The organism is Brachybacterium sp. 107, assembly GCF_052379725.1.
Taxonomy (GTDB): Bacteria; Actinomycetota; Actinomycetes; order Actinomycetales; family Dermabacteraceae; genus Brachybacterium.
In genome coordinates this window covers 1-19,415 of record NZ_JBQSYW010000027.1, presented here as the reverse complement: position 1 = coordinate 19,415, position 19,415 = coordinate 1, and the positions used below count along the sequence as shown (strand labels likewise).

The window sequence follows — 19,415 nt, the reverse complement described above, 5'->3', positions numbered from 1 at the left end:
CGTTCGAGAGCCGAGATGCCGCCGGCTCGGTAGAGGCTGTGCCAGCGCGAGAGCGTTCGCTCTCCTATCCCGGTCTCACGGGCAAGGCTCGCCAGGGGGATACCGTCTTCGACGTGGAGCCGCAGAATCTTCCACTTCTGCGACCCGTCCATGTCACGCCTGCGCGATGCTCTCGCGAGCAGCGGCACCCCGCTGGTGGCGGTAGAGCGTCGCCCGTGACCACCCCACCAGGCGCGCCGCCTCCTCAGCGGTGCGGCCCTTCGCCCGCTCTTCGGCGGCGATCGCCAGCTTGCGATCCACGACCTCGGGGTCCACGGGCGGCCGGCCGAACTTGGTGCCCTGAGCGCGGGCCGCGGCGATTCCGGCGTTGACGCGCTCGGTGATCAGCTCTCGTTCGTACTCCGCCAGCGTTGCCAGCATCCCGAGCATGAGCCGCCCCGACGAAGTCTCGGGATCAATCCCGTCGGAGACCGACTGGATCTTCACCCCGCGGTCTCGAAACAGGTTCACGGTGTTGAGCACGTCGATCAGCGACCGGCCCAGTCGATCGATCCGCCAGACCACCACCGTGTCCTCCGGCTCGGCGTAGGCCAGGAGCTTCTTCATGCCCGGACGCTCCGCTGCGCTCTTCGCCCCGGACGTCACATCCGAGAACACATCCCGCTTCTGCACGCCGGCGGCAAGGAGAGCGTCGAGCTGCAGCGACGGATCCTGTCCCGCCGTCGACACCCGCGTGTACCCCAGAAGCCTCATCACCACATGATGCCTCACAAACTACCCGTTCCGGAAGATCTGAGACGGAACGCGGTGCGACGACTTCACGAGACACTCCTTGCCGCTATCGGCCCAGCTCGAGACAGGTCCACCGCGGCTCCGTCACGTGTCTCGTAAAGCTGTAAGTAGATGAGCCGCAATCTTTGGGTCGGCGCGATAAGCCGTCAACCACCGAATGGAGGTAGGTTTAGCCGACCCGCCGGCCCTTCCCCCGCTTCGACGCTCGCCCGAGGTGGCTGTCGCGACCTTGGACCTTTTGGCCACCACCCTCGGGGACCGTCCCGACTTTCTCCACGTCCACGTGGATCATGCACCCGGGATAGCGGGTGGTGATCGGCCCCGACCGGCACAGGTTCTCCCCGTCGGGGATGATTTCGCGGATCCGGTTCAGGCCCAGGCGGTCCAGCCAGCGGGTCACGGTCCGCACGCAGCATTAGCTCCCTTTGCCGTCAGCGAGCTCGCGGGTGATCCGACGAGCAGACCACTTCATCGTCCGCCGCCAGCGCTCGATCAGCTCCACCACCCATCCCTCCAGGTGGCCAGGGCGGTGCGCGGGGGCGAAGGAGCGGTCCTCAAAGCCGACCCCGCCGAGGTCGCGGTAGCGCCAGACACCCTTCGAGAGCGTGGCGCGGGCGATGCGGAACTCCGCGGCGACGTGCGCGACCAGACGATTCCGCTCAAGCACCTGGGCGACCGCGCGCTGCCTTCCAAGCGTCGTCATGACCCGCAACATCTAGACCGAAAGACCACATTCGGTTCGAAGCAAGGGGAGTCGGAACGGGACACGGGGTGCCTCATGCTGAGCAAGAGCTGTGACCAGAGTCTCCGAGGGTAGACGGCCGGCGTGAGCAATCCATGAGGATCGGCTCAAGGTCCGTATGGATTCCGTGAGGACACTCGCCCTGGTGCGGCGGAGGGTGTGTGCTCGGGAACCGTGCCGCACCTCGGCACGCGACCGCCGGACGGCGGTCGCCCCTCCTCCGAACGGAGTCCTGCTGTGCTCGACGTCCTCTCCGTAGCCGGCGTGATCGCCCTGTTCGCGGTCGTCGCCCTCATCGCGCGGGGGGTGGAGAAGCTGTGATCGTGCTCGAGATCCTCGCCCTCCTCCTCGGTCTCGCCGCAGTCGTGTACCTGTTCATCGCCCTGCTTGCACCGGAGCGTTTCTGATGGACTGGCTCTATCTCATTGCAAGCGTCCTCACACTCGTCGTCGCTCTCGCGGTCGTCTACCGCCCCATGGGCGACTACATGGCATGGGTGTTCACCACCCCCGTCTCCTCACGGCTGGAGGCGCGTCTGTTCACCGTCCTCGGCGTCGACGCTTCTCGGGAGCAGTCCTGGCCCGCTTACCTGCGGTCCGTGCTGCTGTTCTCGCTAGTGGGCGTCCTGGCGCTGTTCGGTCTCCTGCGCCTCCAGTCCCTGCTGCCCTATTCCTTGGGCAATGAGCCGATCAACCCGGGGGTCGCGTTTAACACCGCGATTTCCTTTGTCACCAACACCAACTGGCAGGCGTACTCCGGCGAGGACCTCTCCTACACGGTGCAGTTCGCCGGCCTCGCCGTTCAGAACTTCGTCTCGGCCGCCACCGGCATCGCCGTCGCGGTCGCACTGGTGCGAGGGCTGGCCCGGCGCAGGACAGGCACGCTCGGCAACTTCTGGGTCGATCTTCTACGCGGCACCTTTCTGGTGCTGCTGCCGATCTCGATCCTCAGTGCGACCGTCCTGATGGTCGGCGGCGTGGTGCAGAACTTCCAGGGCTACGTTGACGTAACCACCGTGGCCGGCGGGACGCAGACGCTCCCCGGCGGTCCCGTCGCTTCTCAGGAGGCGATCAAGGAGCTCGGTACCAACGGCGGCGGCTTCTATAACGCCAACGCCTCCCACCCCTTCGAGAACCCGACCGGCTGGACCAGTCTGCTCCAGGTCTTCCTCATCCTGCTGATCCCCTTCTCCCTCCCGAGGACCTTCGGGAAGATGGTCGGCGATCACCGTCAGGGCTACGCGATCGCCGCGACGATGGGCGTGCTCTACCTCGCCTCGGTGACCGCGCTGACCGCCTTCGAGTTCGCCGGGCAGGGCACCGCCCCGGAGCTCGCCGGCGCCGCGATGGAGGGCAAGGAGACCCGGTTCGGGCTGCCCCAGTCCGTGCTGTACGCCGCAACGACGACGCTCACCTCGACCGGCTCCGTGAACTCGATGCACGACTCGTACACGGCGCTGGGCGGCATGGTGCCGATGGTGAACATGCTCCTGGGCGAGATCGCGCCGGGCGGTGTGGGAGCCGGGCTGTACGGAATGCTCGTCATCGCGATCATCGCCGTGTTCGTGGCGGGCCTTCTCGTCGGCCGCACCCCCGAGTACCTCGGGAAGAAGATCGGTCCCCGGGAGATGAAGCTCGCGAGCCTCTACATCCTGGTCATGCCGCTGCTGGTGCTCGGCGGGGTCGCTCTCAGCTTCGGGATCCCCGCGCTGCGCGCCAGCATCGAGAACGTCTCGCTGACCAACACCGGCTCGCACGGCCTGTCCGAGGTGCTCTACGCCTTCGCCTCGGGGGCGAACAACAACGGCTCCGCCTTCGCGGGGCTCACCGCCAGCACGCCGTGGCTGACCATCGCGATCGGCGTGGCGATGCTGCTGGGCAGGTTCCTCCCGATCGCGCTGGTGCTGGCTCTGGCCGGCTCGTTCGCCGCGCAGGACCGGATCCCGGCGACCTCCGGGACCCTGCCCACCCACCGCCCGCTGTTCGTGGGCCTCACAGTCGGCACGGCACTGCTCGTGACCGCCCTCGTCTTCTTCCCCGTCCTCACCCTGGGTCCTCTCGCTGAAGGGCTGTTGTGACCATGTCGACCATCGACAAGACCATCCACTCCGAACACTCCGACCCGTCCAATGGGCCGACGACCTCGTCGTCGCCGGCGCAGCCCCCTGCGCCGCGCCGCACCCTCGCCCTCGCGCAGCTCCGCGCCGCCCTGCCGGGCGCGCTGCGCCGGATGAGCCCCCGCGCCCAGTGGCGCAACCCCGTCATGCTGATCGTGTGGGTCGGTGCGGCGCTGACCAGCGTGATGACCGTCGTCGAGCTGCTCGGCAACGGGCCCGCCCCCTCCGGCGGCACTGCAGTGCCGCCGATCTTCTCCGCGGTGATCGCCGTCTGGCTGTGGCTCACCGTGCTCTTCGCGAACCTGGCCGAGTCGGTCGCGGAAGGGCGCGGCAAGGCCCAGGCCGCAACCCTGCGCCGCACGCGCACCGATACTCCCGCGCACGTGGTGGCCGAGTACGACGCCACCGCTGACGCTTCGGCGGAGACCGCGGACCTCGAGGAAGTCTCCTCCGCGGACCTCAAGAAGGGAGATGTCGTCGTGGTGACGGCGGGTGATCTCGTGCCCGGTGACGGCGACATCGTCTGGGGCATCGCTAGCATCGACGAGTCCGCGATCACCGGCGAGTCCGCGCCGGTGATCCGCGAGTCCGGAGGGGACCGGTCCGCCGTCACCGGCGGCACGCGGGTGCTGTCCGACCGGATCGTCGTACGCATCACCTCGACGCCGGGCCAGACCTTCGTGGATCGGATGATCGCTCTGGTTGAGGGGGCCGCCCGGCAGCGCACCCCCAACGAGATCGCGCTGAACATCCTGCTTGCGTCCCTGTCGATCGTGTTCGTCACGGTCGCCCTCACGCTCAATCCCATCGCCTCCTACCCGGCGAGCCCCGCCTTGATCACGGTGCTCGTGGCGCTGCTGGTCTGTCTGATCCCCACCACCATCGGCGCCCTGCTCTCCGCGATCGGCATCGCGGGGATGGACCGGCTCGTCCAGCGGAACGTCCTGGCCATGTCCGGGCGCGCGGTGGAGGCGGCGGGCGACGTGACCACCCTGCTGCTGGACAAGACCGGCACCATCACCTACGGCAACCGACGGGCGACGGACTTCGTCCGCGTCGGTGACGCGGGGATGCAGGAGCTCGTGGAGGCGGCTGCGCTGTCCTCCCTCGCCGACCCCACGCCCGAGGGCAGCTCCGTTCTCGAGCTCGCTCGGGAACGGGGCGTCGACGTCGGCACCGCGCCGCGGGGCGAGGTCGTGCCCTTCACCGCTCAGTCCCGCATGTCGGGCCTGGACCTGCCGGGCGGCGTCCGTCTCCGCAAGGGAGCGGGCTCCGCGATCCTCGCCTGGCTCGAGTCCGAGGGGGCCCTGCCCTCGGCGACCGACCGGGCGACGCTCGAGGAGCACGTCGAGCGCATGTCGTCCTCGGGCGGCACTCCGCTGGTCGTGGCCCGCGTTGCCGGGACCGGGGACGGGGCCGTGCTCGGCGTCATTCACCTCAAGGACGTCGTCAAGGAAGGACTTTCCGCCCGCTTCGCCGAGCTGCGCGCCATGGGCATCCGGACCGTGATGGTCACCGGCGACAACCCGCTGACCGCCGCGGCGATCGCGAAGGAGGCGGGGGTCGATGACTTCCTCGCCGAGGCCACGCCCGAGCAGAAGCTCGAGTACATCCGTGCGGAGCAGGAGGGCGGGCGACTCGTCGCGATGACCGGAGACGGCACGAACGATGCACCGGCCCTCGCCCAGGCCGACGTCGGCGTCGCGATGAACACCGGCACCTCCGCCGCGAAGGAGGCCGGCAACATGGTCGACCTCGACTCCGACCCGACCAAGCTCATCGACATCGTCGCGATCGGGAAGCAGCTGCTCATCACGCGCGGTGCGCTGACCACGTTCTCGATCGCGAACGACATCGCGAAGTACTTCGCGATCATCCCCGCGATCTTCATGGGCGTCTTCCCCGGGCTCTCCGCGCTGAACGTCATGGGGCTTAGCTCGCCCGCCTCGGCCGTGCTGTCCGCGGTGATCTTCAACGCGATCGTGATTATCGCCCTGGTGCCGCTGGCCCTGCGGGGCGTCGCGTACCGACCGATGATCGCCTCGAAGATCCTCGGACGCAACCTCGCGGTCTACGGGATCGGCGGGATTGTGACGCCCTTCGTCGGCATCTGGCTCATCGACCTGCTGATCCGGCTCATCCCCGGCTTCTGACCCCTGAGAGGAACACCTGTGAACACCACCCTCCGCAGCAGTCTGCGCACCCTCTCCGTCTCCGTGCGGACCCTGCTCCTGTGCACGCTCGTGCTGGGTCTGGGGTACACCCTGCTCGTCACCGGAATCGGGCAGCTGCTGATGCCCGCCCGTGCCGACGGCTCACCTCTGCGCGACGGCGACGGGCAGATCGTGGGCTCGACCCTGATCGGCCAGTCCTTCCTGGACAAGGACGGCGAACCGCTGGCCGAGTACTTCCAGTCCCGTCCCTCCGCGGCCGGCGACGGCTACGACGGCCGCTCCTCCTCCGGCACGAACCACGGGCCGGAGAACCCCGAGCTGATCGCCGCGATCAGCGAGCGCCGCACCGAGATCGCCGCCTTCAACGGCGTGCCCGAGGAGGACGTCCCGGCCGACGCCCTGACCGCCTCGGCCTCGGGACTGGACCCCCACATCAGCCCCGCGTACGCCGCGCTCCAGACGGCGCGGGTCGCCGAGGCTCGCGATCTGCCGCTGGACCGGGTGGAGGACCTCGTGGCTGAATACTCCCAGGGCCGCGATCTGGGCTACCTCGGCGAGCCGACGGTGAACGTCGCCTCGCTCAACCTGGCGCTGGACGAACTGGAGGACTGAGGATGACGGCACGGGGGCGGCTCCGGGTGCTGCTGGGGGCCGCTCCCGGCGTCGGCAAGACCTGCACCATGCTCGAGGAGGGCCACCGCCTCGCCGCCGAGGGCCGGGACGTGGTGATTGCCGTCGTGGAGACCCACCGTCGCGCGGACACGGCGCGGCGCGTCGAGGGACTGGCCAGGCTGCCGCTGCGCCGGCACGAGCACCGCGGGGTGACCCTCGAGGAGATGGATCTCGAGGCCGTGCTCGAGCGCGCACCCGACGTCGCGCTCGTCGACGAGCTCGCCCACACCAATGCCCCCGGCGCCGCCCACGCCAAGCGCTGGCAGGACGTGGAGGACCTGCTCGCCGCCGGGATCGACGTGATCTCCACGGTGAACATCCAGCACATCGAGTCCCTCCACGACGTGGTCGAGCAGATCACCGGGGTGCCGCAGCGCGAGACCGTCCCCGACGGGTTCCTGCGCCGGGCCGATCAGATCGAGGTGATCGACCTGGCGCCGCAGGCGCTGCGGGACCGGCTCCGCAGCGGCCTGGTCTACCCCGCCGAGAGAGTGGACGCGGCGCTGTCGAACTACTTCCGCCTCGGGAACCTCACCGCACTGCGCGAGCTGGCCCTGCTGTGGCTCGCCGACGAGGTCGACCAGGCACTGAAGGACTACCGCTCCGAGCACTCGATCGACAGCCGCTGGGAGGCCCGCGAGCGGGTGGTCGTGGCGCTGACCGGCGGGTCCGAGGGGGAGGCGCTGCTGCGCCGCGGCGCCCGTGTCGCGGCGCGCTCCGCCGGTGGCGACCTGATCGCCGTGCACGTCACCAGCCAAGACGGGCTGCTGCACAGCAGCCCCGGGGCGCTCACCCGGCAGCGCGCCCTGGTCGAAGAGCTCGGCGGCACTTACCACCAGGTGGTCGGCGAGGACATTCCCACCTCCCTGGTGGGCTTCGCTCGCTCCGTCGACGCGACCCAGCTCGTGATCGGGGTGAGTCGGCGTGGTCGTCTCGCTGCCGCACTCACAGGACCCGGCATCGGGGCGACTGTGGTGCGCGAGTCCGGGGACATCGACGTGCACATCGTGACCCACTCCGCCGCTGGCGGCCGCCTCGCATTGCCGCGGATCGGAGGGGCGCTCACCCCCGCCCGCCGTCTGGCGGGTTTCGTCCTTGCGCTGCTGGGCGGTCCGTTGCTGACCGCCGCGCTGCTGGCCCTGCGCACCGAGGAGTCGATCACCTCCGACGTGCTCAGCTACCAGCTGCTCGTTGTCGTGGTCGCCCTGACCGGCGGGATTTGGCCCGCGCTCTTCGCCGCGCTGCTCTCCGGTCTCACCCTCGACTTCTTCTTCATCGACCCGCTGCACACGATCTCCATCGCCGAGCCGCATCACCTCCTCGCGCTGCTGCTGTACGTGACGATCGCGGTGCTGGTGAGCGTGGTCGTAGACCGTGCGGCACGACGCACCCGAGCCGCCCGACGGGCCGAAGCGGAGTCCGAGCTGCTCCAGACCGTGGCCGGCAGCGTGCTGCGCGGGGACGATGCGATCCAGGCACTCGTGGACCGCACCCGCGAGGCCTTCCAGCTGGACGCGGTCGAGGTCCGCGACGAGGACGGCACCGTGCACGCCTCCTCTGGCGCCCCCCTGCCGGAGTCCGGGACCACGGGCCTCCCGCTCGCCCAGGACGCCCGTCTCGTGCTGCACGGCGGGGACCTCCGGGCCTCTGAACGGCGCCTCCTCAGCGTCGTCGCCGCGCAGATCGACGCCGCGATCGAGCATCGCCGGCTCGCCGCGACCGCGGAGGAGATCATCCCGATCGCGGCCTCCGACAGGGTGCGCGGTGCGCTGCTCTCGGCGCTCAGCCACGACCTGCGCCGCCCCCTCGCCGCGGCGGCGACGGCCGTGGGCGGGCTCCGCACCGCCGACGGTCACCTCTCCCCGGAGGACACGCGGGAGCTCCTACTCACGGCCGAGGAGAGCTTGGACTCGCTCGCCGCCCTGGTGGGCGACCTGCTCGACGTCAGCCGCCTGCAGGCCGGAGTCCTGACCATCACGAGCCTCCCCACGGATCCCGCCTCGGCGATCGCCCAGGCGCTCGACGAGCTGGAGCTCGGCCCCACCGCGGTGCGTCTCGCCCTCGCCCATGACGAGCACACCGCCGAGGCCGACCCGGTGCTGCTCAAGCGGGCCCTCGTGAACCTGCTGGCCAACGCCGCCCGCTACTCTCCACCTGACCGACCGGTGACCCTTACTACCAGTACCTTCGGCTCCCGGCTGGAAATCCGGATCATCGACCACGGGCCAGGCATCCCCGAAAACCGCCACAACGATGTCTTCGTCCCCTTCCAACGCCTCGGCGACACCGACAACACCAGCGGTCTAGGCCTCGGACTCGCCCTGTCCCGCGGCTTCGTCGAGGCGATGCACGGCACTCTGAACCCTGAGGACACCCCGGGCGGTGGATTGACCATGGTCGTCTCCCTCCCTCTCTCCCCTCCGACGCCGCAGGAGACCCCATGAAGATCCTCATCGCGGACGACGATCCACAGCTCCTGCGCGCCCTGCGAATTACACTCACAGCCAAGGGATACTCCGTGGTCACCGCGAGCGACGGCGCCGACGCGATCAGCACCGCGATCGACGAGCACCCGGACCTCTATCTCCTGGACCTGGGCATGCCGCACTTCGACGGAGTCGAGGTGATCCAGGCCCTGCGCGGCTGGACGCAGGCTCCGATCCTGGTGGTCTCCGGGCGCACCGGCGCGCCCGACAAGGTCGACGCCCTGGACGCGGGCGCCGACGACTACGTGACCAAGCCGTTCTCCGTCGAGGAGCTGCTCGCCCGGATCCGCGCCCTCACCCGACGGGTCCCGCAGGACGAGGAAGTGATGGTCGTCCGCCTCGGCGACGTCACGATCGACCTCGCCGCCCGCAGCGTGGTGCGTCATCTACCCTCCGCCCGCCGCCAGATCCGACTCACACCCACCGAGTGGCAGGTGATCGATACCCTGGTCCGCCACCGCGGGAAGCTCGTCTCGCGCCGGACCCTGCTCACTCGGATCTGGGGCACCGAGCACGTCGACGACACCGGATACCTGCGCCTGTACATCTCGCAGCTACGCAAGAAGCTCGAGGACGACCCGTCCAGCCCGCGCCATCTCCTCACCGAGCCCGGGATGGGATACCGCCTCGAGGATGCCGTTCTGGAACGGTCGGGAGGCATCGACGGGGCCGCATCGCCCCCCTGACCCTCTTCGCCTTCGACCCCGACGGGGAGACACCAGATTGACACGAGGCGCACCGAGCCAAGTAGCGCCGCAAGTGCCCCGCCATCAACCGTGCACATCCACACCCGCCAGGCGTGCCGTCGTTCCTCTCGATAAGTAGCGATGGTGTCCGGTGAGGGTTCCCCTTACGGGCATGCGATCTGGGCTGACGCCTGTGACCGAGTGTTCAGTGCGCGCTGTATAGTTCAGTCCATGCTGACTATTGCTTCGCGTCTCGACGTGATGAACCGCCTGGGTCGTGCACTGGCCGACCCCACTCGATCCCGGATCATCTTGACCCTGCTCGACCATCCCGCTTACCCGGCGGAACTGGCCCGAGATCTGGACCTGACACGCCCGAACGTGTCCAACCACCTGGCATGCCTGCGCGATTGCGGGATCGTCGTCTCCGAGCCCGAGGGTCGTCGGACACGATATGAGATCGCCGATTCGCACCTGGCGCAGGCGCTGACGGCACTGGTCGATGCCACCCTGGCAGTGGACGAAGACGCCCCGTGCATCGATCCCGCCTGCTCGCTTCCCGGATGCGACGCAGCTGGGGAGGGCGCATGATCCTCACCTCGGTCTTGCAGGCGATGGGCCTGTTCGCAGCGACCAACATCGACGACATCATCGTGCTCTCCCTCTTCTTCGCGCGAGGGGCAGGCCAGCGCGGCACTACCGCCCGCATTCTGGCCGGCCAGTACCTCGGATTCGCCGGCATCCTCGGTGCCGCGGTCCTGGTGACCATCGGCGCCGGAGCATTCCTGCCCTCGGCAGGCATCCCGTACTTCGGTCTCATCCCTCTGGGCCTCGGCCTCTGGGCCGCATGGCAAGCCTGGCGCGGAGACGATGACGACGATGACGACGAGGCCAAGGTTGCCGGCAAGAAGGTCGGCGTGTGGACAGTCGCAGGCGTCACCCTTGCCAACGGCGGCGACAACATCGGCGTCTACACCCCTGTCTTCCTCAGCGTGGAACCTCTCGCAGTAGTCGCCTACTGCATCGTCTTCCTCGCGCTCGTCGCGGTCCTGGTGGCCCTGGCAAAGTTCGTCGCCACCCGCCCCCCGATCGCCGAAGTGCTCGAACGCTGGGAGCACATCCTCTTCCCCATCGTTCTCATCGGCCTCGGCATCGTGATCCTCGTCAGCGGCGGAGCCTTCGGACTCTGACGTAGCGGCAGCGATCCAAACGGCCCCGACCGGGCGCACCCCTCTCGGTTCAGACCGCGACACCTACCTGCAGCCAGTCCTGCGTGATCGCGGCAACAAGACCGCCACGGAGCGCTGCAAAAACCCCGCCACCAAGCGAACGAAGCCACATAACTGTCCTGCTGGGGTACCGCATTTCGGTGCTTGCTCCGTGGCCTCGTGAGTGAGACCTCTGCGCAAGCGGCCCCTGAGGCGGGGGTGGGGTGAGCGTCTGGTGGTGGGCTGGTGCTCAGTGTCCGTCGCCGAGTTTGCCGGAAAGGCGCTCCAGGCGTTGGAGGCTGGCGCCGTCGAGGCCGATGATGCGTGCTTCCTTGCCGCGGGCGGAGTACTTGCTCTGCACGGCGTCGAGGGCGGCGACGGTGGAGGCGTCCCAGATGTCGGCGGCGGTGAGGTCGATGATGACGGTGTCGGGGTCGCCGGCGTAGTCGAATTGGTAGACGAGGTCGTTGCTGGAAGCCCAGAACAGCTCGCCCTTCACGGCGTACCGGCGGATGTCGATGGTGCCGTCGCCATCAACGTCGGTCTCCCAGACCTTCTCGATGTGCACCAGGTGGGCGACGCGGCGGGCGAAAAGGATCATCGCGGTGATGACGCCGAGGACGACACCGATGGCGAGGTTGTGGGTGGCGACCGTGGCGATGACGGTGACGAGCATGACGGCGGTCTCGGACCAGGGCATCAGGCGCAGTGTGGTGGGGCGGATGCTGTGCCAGTCGAAGGTGGCGACGGAGACCATGATCATCACCGCGACGAGGGCTGCCATCGGGATCAGGCCGACGATGTCACCCAGGGCCAGGACGAGGATTAGCAGGAACGTTCCGGCGAGGAAGGTGGAGATGCGGGTGCGGGCACCGGACTGCTTCACGTTGATCATGGTCTGACCGATCATGGCGCAGCCGCCCATACCGCCGAAGAATCCGGAGGCGATGTTCGCGACGCCCTGTCCCCAGGACTCGCGAGTTTTGTTCGAGTGGGTGTCGGTGATGTCGTCGACGAGCTTGGCCGTCATCAGGGATTCCATGATCCCCACGATCGCCATCGCGAACGCGTAGGGCGCGATGATTTGCAGCGTTTCGACGCTCAGGGGCACGTTCGGGATGAATAGGGAGGGCAGTGACTCGGGCAGCTCGCCCTGGTCGGAGACATTGGGCAGCTTCCAGCCGCTGACCAGCACAGCGCCGGTCAGCAGCACGATCGCGATCAGGGGCGCGGGGATCACGGTGGTCAGGCGCGGGACGAGGACCATGATCGCCAGACCAACGACGACCAGCGGGTAGACGATCCAGGGGATGTCGTCGCCGAACAGGTGGGGGAGCTGGGCGGTGAAGATGAGGATCGCCAGAGCGTTGACGAAGCCGGTCATGACGCTGCGGGGAATGAACCGCATCAGCTTCGCGACCCCGAGCAGGGCAAGGATGATCTGCAGGAGGCCAGCGAGGATCACGGTGGCGATGAAGTAGTCCAGGCCGTACTCGTGCGCGACAGGGGCGATGACCAGGGCAATCGCGCCTGTAGCGGCGGAGATCATTGCAGGCCGGCCACCGACGGCGGCGATCGTGACGGCCATGACGAACGAGGAGAACAGTCCGACCTGCGGGGGCACGCCCGCGAGGATGGAGAAGGAGATCGCCTCGGGAATCAGGGCGAGAGCGACGACAAGGCCGGCGAGGATCTCAGTCTTGAGCTGACGGGGACTGCGCAGAGCGGAGAGAACGGTGTCCGGCTGCTGTTGGGAGTGTTGGTGTGCGCTGTCGAGGGGCGCAGTGCTGAGGGAAGTCACGGGGAGTCCTAGCGTGGGGGAGGGATGGGCCCCGGCGGCACGGAACGTTTCCGTGGGGGGCTCAATTTCTAACCCTCACGTTACGTGAGCTTTCGTTTCGTGGATACGAGGTCTGAGTCACAGTCCGCCCTGGCGTCAGGCCTCCCGCGTCTCCGTGTCGTCCTGGCGGGTGGGGGTGGAGAGGTCGCGGAGGCGCGAGAGGAACTCATCTGCCATCGCGACCTTCTTCTCCAGCGCGCTGCGCCGCTCGATCGCGATCGCCTCGATCTCTTGCAGCTTCTGTCGAGCTTCGATCGGTGCGTCGGGTTGGGCGACATCGTGGGTGATGTCTAGAAGCTCGCGCATCTGCTCGAGCGTGAAGTCCAGCGGCTTCATCCGACGGATCAGCAGGATCCGCTCGACGTCGGCTTCGGAGTAGAGACGGAATCCGCCCTCGCTGCGCTCGGACGGGTTGACCAACCCGATCTCGTCGTAGTGACGCAGTGTCCGCAGGCTGAGCTCCGTGCGCTCAGCGACCGCACCGATGTGCAGTAGCTGCTGTCCCTCGCCCTTTTCGTTCATGAAGCCAGTTTGCCCCACCTGACTACTTGGCGCCCTCGGCTCGGCGCCAGGTGGCCAGCCTGTCCCCGTGGGGTATACCCAGTGCGACAGATGTGTCGCAAAAGTGCATTCTTGGTCCCTATTGGGAACCGTAAAAAACCTGCTGGTAACTGTCCTGCTGGGGTGCCCCAGTTCGGGACGTCTCTCGCGATGCCGCGCGTGACACGGTTCTAAGTGTCAATCTCGTTGGTGCGGGTCGGTGGCGATGGTGGCTGTTTCTGTTCGGTGGTGTGGGGTGGGTTGGGGTGAGAGCCAGCGGGCGGTTCGGGCGGTGAAGCGTTCGAGTGGGCCCCGGCCGAGGAACGCGGTCCATGTGGTGCAGGCGATGGCGAGGCCGAGGATGAGGAGTAGGCAGGCGGGGTTGCTGGTGAGGTAGCCGGCGGGTCCGGTGAGCGCGAGGATGACGAGGGCGTGGAGGGTGTAGGCGGTCAAAGGCATCGCGCCGATGGCGGACAGGGGCAGGAGTACCCATCGCAGGGGGCGTGAGAGAAGTGTCGAGGCGCCGATGACGAACAGGGCGAGTCCGCCCGAGGTGAAGATCTCCAGCACGGACCCTGAGTGCGGGGCAGTGGACGCCACGGAGCCGATCAGCACCGGAAGTGGGGCCATGTCAGAGAGGCGCTCGGGGTACGTGCTCCAGTCGGCGCCGTAGTCGTCCCAGAAGCTCGAGGATGAGCTGCTTTCGTCGATCCAGGTGTCGTTGTAGTCCTGGGGTTCGCAGTACACGCTGGGGTCATACGGCATTGCGGGGTAGCAGAGCAGTCCGGTTCCGTCGATTTCGTCGAAGGGCACCATCGGTACTTCGTCCTCGTACCCCGTGGAGCCTTTCGAGCTGGATTCCCACGAGCTGGAGTACCCCGACGAGCTCCACGAGGAGTAGTCCTGGTACTCCGGGAGCAGGACTCCTAGGGCTGCGCTGAGGGCGAGGCCGAGGAGGGTGCCGGTGATGGCGAGGGTCCCGCCGATTGCGGTAATCAGGCCTGCGATGCGGGGGCGGGTCAGGGGGAGGCGTCCCAGGGCCATGCCGACCAGCATCAGGGGTGCCCAGGTCGTGAGCGGGTAGATCCCGACGATGAGGAGGTTGCTGCCGGCGCCGTAAGCACCCAGGGAGAGCGTCTCCAGGAGCGTGATCAGGACCGGACCGAACAGCGCGAGGGGTATCGCGCACAGGATGAGGCGTGAGGGTCGCAGGCGAAGAACGGGGATCGCTGCGACATACAGGAGGCCGTAGAACGTGAGGATCACTGCGATGCCCACGCCGAGGAGTTCGAGCGCGAGCCCGATCGCGAAGATCGCGGCCCCGCGGCCAACAAGAGCCAGCCGCAGGCGGGGCAGGTCCTCGGGCTGGGGGATGCGTTCGCGGCCGGTGAGCAAGGCGATGGAGATGCCGGCGAGGACGGCGAACAGGATCGAGGAGTTGCCGTGGACGATGTTCAGGTAGCTGAACGGGTCGCTCCAGGCGAAAGGAGGGAAGTCGCCGAGGTGAGCGGCGACCATACCGAGGATCGCGAGACCCCGGGCGATGTCCAGACCGTTCAGGCGAGGAGGGTTCACCAGGCGCGCGAGCCGCTCGCGAGGGCCGATCTTGAGGGACGCGGCCGGAGCGCTCGCGGGGGGAAGAAGTGACGTCACCACCGGATAGTAAGCGGTACCCAGCTCCCACACAGGCCAATTGCACAGTTGTCGAGAAGAACGCCCAGGTTGCGTCTACGGGGTTCGTGCGTTGCGCCCCCTCGAGGTGGCTGAGGTACGCATCGAAGGCGTCGCGCCCGTGCGTGGTGAGTGCGACGCCCAGCCAGTCTGCGCCTACTGCGGACCGCAAGAGACCGTCCAACAGATGGCCCCTCTTGGTAGTTTCTCGTGGCTTCGCGAGGGAAACCTGATCTGTGCATCAGTCCCGTAGGCGGCCTGCGATCTCTGACATGTCGCTGTCAAACTTCGTCGCATCGAAGGTGAAGCCGCGGTCCCGGCAGTAGGCGATGGCCTCGTCTGTGAGGGTGGGATCGAGCTGATCGTAGAAGGCGACTTTGAGAGCTTGCCAGGCGTATATCTTCGGGCGAACTGGTCGATCGGGGACCATCGCCCCGGGTAGTTCGGCGTGCAGCAGTGCGCGCCATATGGCATCAAACGTCTCGTACTTCAGCAGCCAGGGCAGTGACAACTCGCAGAAGTCGTCGAGAAAGGCGCCTCGGTCGCCCTCTGATGAAACCTGGTAGAGCGTTTCTCGTCCTGCGAGTTCCAGCTGGGTATCGAAGATGCACTCGCGGAACGGTTTTGCAGGAGTCGGTGACGCAGCCACGATGGCTTGTAGGTCGCCGTCAACGGCTGCCCAGGGACCCACAGATCGTGACCCCAACTCGAGCTGGAAGCGCACGGCGATCTCAGGATGATCACGGCGCCAGGTGTTGATACTCGCCTTGCGGAAGCCGGCGGCTCTCAGGTGTGGGGCCACGCTTTGCCGCACCAGGTCTAACGCGGCCCGGTTCGCTTCGGCACGTTCGCGTTCGCGTCTCGTCAGCATTGAGGGCACCTCCCGGCCAATGCGCACTCGCGACCGCGGCGCGCTCCTGCATGATAGGCATCAGCGGATATGGTCGGCCGCACAGACTAGCCCTCGAACGCTTCCCAGGCGCGTGCCGCCTCGTCTTCGTCAAGCCAGGTCAGCGCGTACTCGACCTCGCATCGACCATCGTGGAACTCGCCGCGCTCCCACGCGTCGATCTCCTTGTCGAGCAGATCTCCGTCGAGATGATGCTCCTCGAATCGGCCGTCCGGATACTCGACAAAAAAGAGTGCCGACTCAAAAGGTTCGGACCAGCGCCGCCGCCAGAGGAGTCCCCCCAGCAGGGTGCTCCCTACCGTCGAGTCGACATAGAGCGTTCCAGTCTCTCCCTGGGTATCGAAGAAGCGGCCAACCCGGCGCCGGAAGGGCGCCAGACGAGAGTGAGTCATATCTTCGGGGTTGGGCATCGGGTACGGGCTCCAGGGCATGCCTAATTCTGCCAGGGTGCTGAGAGACGGTGCCACCCGCTCCGGTTGACTGCCGTGGGGATTGTTCCACAGGGGTATACCCAACAGCGACGGTCGCCCGCGAGGCGTCATCCCTGTTTCACAGGGTCCAATCGCGGGTTATGGCACATGTCTCGGCTAGGGTCTAAGACATGAATGGATCGTCTGAGTCTCGAGGTGGAGCATTGCGACGACTGGCCCGCATTCTGCTACCTATCCTCTTCGTCGTGATCGGGATCGCCGCAGTCCGTGGCGGCCTCGGGGTCCCACAGAACCCCTTCGTAGGGCTGTTCCTCCTCATTGCAACTACCGCTCTGACGGTCACGGCTCTGTTGCGCGCGGGCGGGGGTGACGAGTGAGGGTCAACGCTCGCCCCTCGGGACAGCGAGTCGCGTACGTGCGGGTCTCGTCCGCCGGCCAGAACCTCGCCCGGCAGCTCGAAGCGGTGGGGGAGTGCGACCAAACCTTCACCGAGAAGCAGTCCGGCAAGAGCGCGAGTGACCGTCCGCAGCTGCAGGCGCTGATCCGGCACGTCCGCCATGGCGACCATGTCGTTGTCGGTTCCATGGATCGCCTCGCCCGGTCGGTCATCGATCTCAACGACATCGTCCAGCAGATCACCGGCGACCCCGCTGAACACACCGAGCAGCAGCCACGGAAGGGCGCGAGCATCGAGTTCCTCAAGGAACGACTGACCTTCGCCCCCGGCGACACGGACCCGATGGCCTCCTTCCAGCTGAACATGATGGGCGCCTTCGCTCAGTTCGAGCGCGAACTCATCCGCCAGCGCCAGACCGAGGGCATCGCCGCGGCCAAGAAGCGTGGGGTCTACAAAGGCCGGCCCCGCAGCCTCAAGAGTGACCAGATCCGCTCCGTCCGTAACGCCGCCCTCGCCGGCACTCCCAAAGTCCAAATCGCGCGTGAGCACGGCATCAGCCGATCCACGCTGTACCGATACCTCAAGCAACCGCAGTTACCTCTTCCCTAGCCGCTTCCGGCGCCTCCGTCCGTACGGATGCAAGGAAGAGCTGCGGAATGAGTACGCGGTACTCAGCCCCGGTTGGTCGTGACCTGCTAGTACGCTCATAGGTGGTCGCAACATAAGGGAGATTCATGGCGAAGGCGCTGTCGTTGAACGAGATCCGACGGCGCGCTGCGCAGTTCGTCGTGGACTGGCGCGACGAGCCCGGGGACGAGCGCCAGCAGGCGCAGTCGTTCATTCGGGACCTGCTGCGGGTCTTCGGGATCACGAGTACGAAGGCTGCGTTGTACGAGAAGCGCGCTAAGCGCTCCTCGACGGGGCACCGCGGTTACATCGACGCCCTCGTGCCGGGCCTGTGCGCGATCGAGATGAAGTCCGCCGGCAAAGACCTCGAGGTAGCCGAGCGCCAGGCGCTGGACTACATCGACGACCTGACCGACGTGGAGACCCCACGCTGGGTCATCTCCAGCGACTTCACTCAATTCCGCATCCTGGACCTCAACGCACCCGACGGCGCCGACACGCGCACCTTCACCCTCGAAGAGCTTCCGGCCAACTCCGACCTGCTGGCGTTCCTGGCCGGCTACCAGACCAGCCCCTTCGGGGACCAGCAGCAGGAGGAAGCCTCGGTCAAGGCCGCCCAGATCATGGCCAACCTGTACGAGGCGCTCTCTGATTCCGGCTATGACGACCACGATGCATCCGTCTTCCTCGTGCGGGTGCTGTTCTGCCTATACGCCGATGATGCCGGCGTGTGGGGCGAGCGTGACCAGTTCTATGAGTTCCTCGAGCAGCGCACCAGTGAGGATGGCTCCGACCTTGGCCCACAGCTATCGATGCTGTTCCAGGCCATGAACCGCGAGACCGGTAAACGGCAAAGCAACCTGGATGAGTCCATCGCTCGGTTCCCCTACGTCAACGGTGGCATCTTCGCTGAGCCCGCCTCAATCCCCTCGTTCGACTCCAGCATGCGCGAGCTGCTCCTTCAGGCCTGTGCGTTCAACTGGTCCGCGATCTCTCCGGCCATCTTCGGGTCACTGTTCCAGGCCGTGAAGGACGCGCAGGCGCGCCGTGAGCTGGGCGAGCACTACACGACCGAAACGAACATCCTCAAGACCATCCAGCCGCTGTTCCTCGACGAGCTCCGCACCCGCTTCACCGACGCCGTGCACGACATCGGCAAACTCAAACGCCTCCGCGCTGACCTCGGCCAGCTCCGCGTCCTCGACCCCGCGTGCGGGTGCGGTAACTTCCTCGTCGTCGCCTACCGCGAGCTACGCACCCTGGACCTGGACATCCTCAAGCGCCTCCAAGAGCTCGGCGACACCAGCTGGAAGTCCCCCACAGCGTTCTTCCTCAAGCAGGACCTCCCTGTCACCCTGGACCACTTCGCCGGGATCGAGATCGAGGAATGGCCCGCCCGGATCGCCTCGACCGCCCTGCACCTGGTCGACCACCAGGCCAATCAGGCCATGGAGCTCGCCCTGGGGCAGGCACCAGATCCGCTGCCGCTGGACCGGATCGAGACCATCCATGTCCACAACGCCCTGCACGCCGACTGGTCTCGCATCTTCCCCGCCTCCCCGCAGGTGATGATCGTCGGCAACCCACCCTTCATCGGGCACAAGACGAAGACCCGCGACCAGGTCGAGGACCTCAAGACAGTCTGGGGTATGGACTACGACGGTTACCTCGACTACGTCACCGCCTGGTACAAGAAGGCAGCGGACTACTTCCACTACACCCGCGGGGGACGGTTCGCCTTCGTCTCGACCAACTCCATCTCTCAGGGTCTGCCCGTCGCCGCTCTGTTCAAGCCCATCCTCGGAGCCGGCTGGCGCATCCGCTTCGCCCACCAGACCTTCGCGTGGACCTCCGAAGCACCAGGCCTGGCTCACGTCCACTGCGTCATCGTCGGCTTCGACAAGCGCGAGAAGACACCCGCCACGCTCTACAGCTACGACACCCCTAAGGGACAGCCTGAGCAGAAGCCGGCCCGCAGCATCAACCCATACCTCGTCGAAGGGCCAAGTGCGTACATCGACAAACGCTCCAAGCCGCTCAGCGCCACCCTGCCCTCCGTGCAGTACGGGTCAATGCCTGCCGATGGCGGGCATCTCCTCCTGGACCAAGCGGCCTACAACGAA

At 67.1% G+C, this 19,415-nt stretch carries 17 protein-coding genes and 1 pseudogene; 10 read left to right on the top strand and 8 right to left on the bottom strand.

Annotated features, from left to right (window positions below):
- Nucleotides 1-2 precede the first annotated feature (2 nt).
- From ACT3UL_RS18030 to ACT3UL_RS18020, 3 genes and pseudogenes are all read right to left on the bottom strand, one after another.
- Nucleotides 3-152, bottom strand: a pseudogene (locus tag ACT3UL_RS18030) (helix-turn-helix domain-containing protein); the annotation flags it as partial.
- Nucleotide 153: 1 nt separating this feature from the next.
- On the bottom strand, nucleotides 154-753 hold the full coding sequence (locus ACT3UL_RS18025; RefSeq protein ID WP_444579738.1) for a recombinase family protein: 600 nt from the start codon (nucleotides 751-753) through the stop codon (nucleotides 154-156).
- Between the two features lie 454 nt (nucleotides 754-1,207).
- Nucleotides 1,208-1,495 carry a leucine zipper domain-containing protein gene (locus ACT3UL_RS18020; protein WP_246821578.1) on the bottom strand — a complete coding sequence of 96 codons (288 nt, stop codon included), beginning with the start codon at nucleotides 1,493-1,495 and terminating at the stop codon, nucleotides 1,208-1,210.
- Between the two features lie 356 nt (nucleotides 1,496-1,851).
- Here ACT3UL_RS18020 and ACT3UL_RS18015 point away from each other — a divergent pair, with 356 nt between their 5' ends.
- The 8 genes from ACT3UL_RS18015 to ACT3UL_RS17980 all read left to right on the top strand — a co-directional run bounded on the left by ACT3UL_RS18015 (nucleotide 1,852) and on the right by ACT3UL_RS17980 (nucleotide 10,858).
- Complete coding sequence (locus tag ACT3UL_RS18015) at nucleotides 1,852-1,941, top strand: potassium-transporting ATPase subunit F (protein WP_070500676.1); 90 nt, start codon at nucleotides 1,852-1,854, stop codon at nucleotides 1,939-1,941.
- Nucleotides 1,941-3,611: a potassium-transporting ATPase subunit KdpA gene (gene kdpA / locus ACT3UL_RS18010; RefSeq protein WP_441893914.1), complete on the top strand. Its 1,671-nt coding sequence runs from the start codon at nucleotides 1,941-1,943 to the stop codon at nucleotides 3,609-3,611. Before ACT3UL_RS18015 ends, kdpA begins: the two co-directional genes overlap by 1 nt.
- Nucleotides 3,612-3,613: 2 nt before the next feature.
- A complete protein-coding gene (gene kdpB / locus ACT3UL_RS18005) occupies nucleotides 3,614-5,803 on the top strand; it encodes a potassium-transporting ATPase subunit KdpB (RefSeq protein WP_444579736.1) in 2,190 nt (729 codons plus the stop codon).
- An 18-nt stretch (nucleotides 5,804-5,821) separates the two neighbouring features.
- Nucleotides 5,822-6,436, top strand: a complete 615-nt coding sequence (gene kdpC, locus ACT3UL_RS18000; RefSeq protein WP_444579734.1) for a potassium-transporting ATPase subunit KdpC — start codon at nucleotides 5,822-5,824, stop codon at nucleotides 6,434-6,436.
- A 2-nt stretch (nucleotides 6,437-6,438) separates the two neighbouring features.
- Nucleotides 6,439-8,940 (top strand): DUF4118 domain-containing protein, encoded by a 2,502-nt coding sequence (locus ACT3UL_RS17995; protein ID WP_444579732.1) that lies wholly within the window; start codon nucleotides 6,439-6,441, stop codon nucleotides 8,938-8,940.
- Complete coding sequence (locus tag ACT3UL_RS17990) at nucleotides 8,937-9,668, top strand: response regulator transcription factor (RefSeq protein ID WP_444579731.1); 732 nt, start codon at nucleotides 8,937-8,939, stop codon at nucleotides 9,666-9,668. Before ACT3UL_RS17995 ends, ACT3UL_RS17990 begins: the two co-directional genes overlap by 4 nt.
- A 231-nt stretch (nucleotides 9,669-9,899) precedes the next feature.
- Nucleotides 9,900-10,259, top strand: a complete 360-nt coding sequence (gene cmtR / locus ACT3UL_RS17985) for a Cd(II)/Pb(II)-sensing metalloregulatory transcriptional regulator CmtR (protein WP_006590980.1) — start codon at nucleotides 9,900-9,902, stop codon at nucleotides 10,257-10,259.
- The gene (locus tag ACT3UL_RS17980; protein ID WP_444579729.1) at nucleotides 10,256-10,858 is read left to right on the top strand and encodes a cadmium resistance transporter; all 603 of its coding nucleotides are present in this window, start codon (nucleotides 10,256-10,258) and stop codon (nucleotides 10,856-10,858) included. The genes cmtR and ACT3UL_RS17980 overlap by 4 nt, the downstream gene beginning before the upstream one ends.
- A gap of 268 nt (nucleotides 10,859-11,126) precedes the next feature.
- Here ACT3UL_RS17980 and ACT3UL_RS17975 read toward each other — a convergent pair whose 3' ends face one another.
- From ACT3UL_RS17975 to ACT3UL_RS17955, 5 genes are all read right to left on the bottom strand, one after another.
- Entirely contained in the window at nucleotides 11,127-12,677 is a 1,551-nt protein-coding gene (locus ACT3UL_RS17975; protein WP_444579728.1) for a SulP family inorganic anion transporter, read from the bottom strand.
- Between the two features lie 135 nt (nucleotides 12,678-12,812).
- Nucleotides 12,813-13,238, bottom strand: coding sequence for a MerR family transcriptional regulator (locus ACT3UL_RS17970; RefSeq protein WP_343926455.1), 426 nt, complete (start codon nucleotides 13,236-13,238; stop codon nucleotides 12,813-12,815).
- Between the two features lie 216 nt (nucleotides 13,239-13,454).
- The gene (locus ACT3UL_RS17965) at nucleotides 13,455-14,909 is read right to left on the bottom strand and encodes a heparan-alpha-glucosaminide N-acetyltransferase domain-containing protein (RefSeq protein WP_444579726.1); all 1,455 of its coding nucleotides are present in this window, start codon (nucleotides 14,907-14,909) and stop codon (nucleotides 13,455-13,457) included.
- A 259-nt stretch (nucleotides 14,910-15,168) separates the two neighbouring features.
- A complete protein-coding gene (locus tag ACT3UL_RS17960) occupies nucleotides 15,169-15,798 on the bottom strand; it encodes a hypothetical protein (protein ID WP_444579725.1) in 630 nt (209 codons plus the stop codon).
- 86 nt (nucleotides 15,799-15,884) lie between these two features.
- Nucleotides 15,885-16,247 carry a hypothetical protein gene (locus ACT3UL_RS17955; protein WP_444579724.1) on the bottom strand — a complete coding sequence of 121 codons (363 nt, stop codon included), beginning with the start codon at nucleotides 16,245-16,247 and terminating at the stop codon, nucleotides 15,885-15,887.
- Between the two features lie 436 nt (nucleotides 16,248-16,683).
- On the opposite strand from ACT3UL_RS17955, the gene ACT3UL_RS17950 reads away from it, so the two are divergent.
- Nucleotides 16,684-17,274, top strand: a complete 591-nt coding sequence (locus ACT3UL_RS17950) for a recombinase family protein (RefSeq protein WP_443345868.1) — start codon at nucleotides 16,684-16,686, stop codon at nucleotides 17,272-17,274.
- 125 nt (nucleotides 17,275-17,399) lie between these two features.
- The coding region (locus ACT3UL_RS17945; protein WP_444579721.1) for a DNA methyltransferase at nucleotides 17,400-19,415 on the top strand (2,016 nt) is incomplete at its 3' end.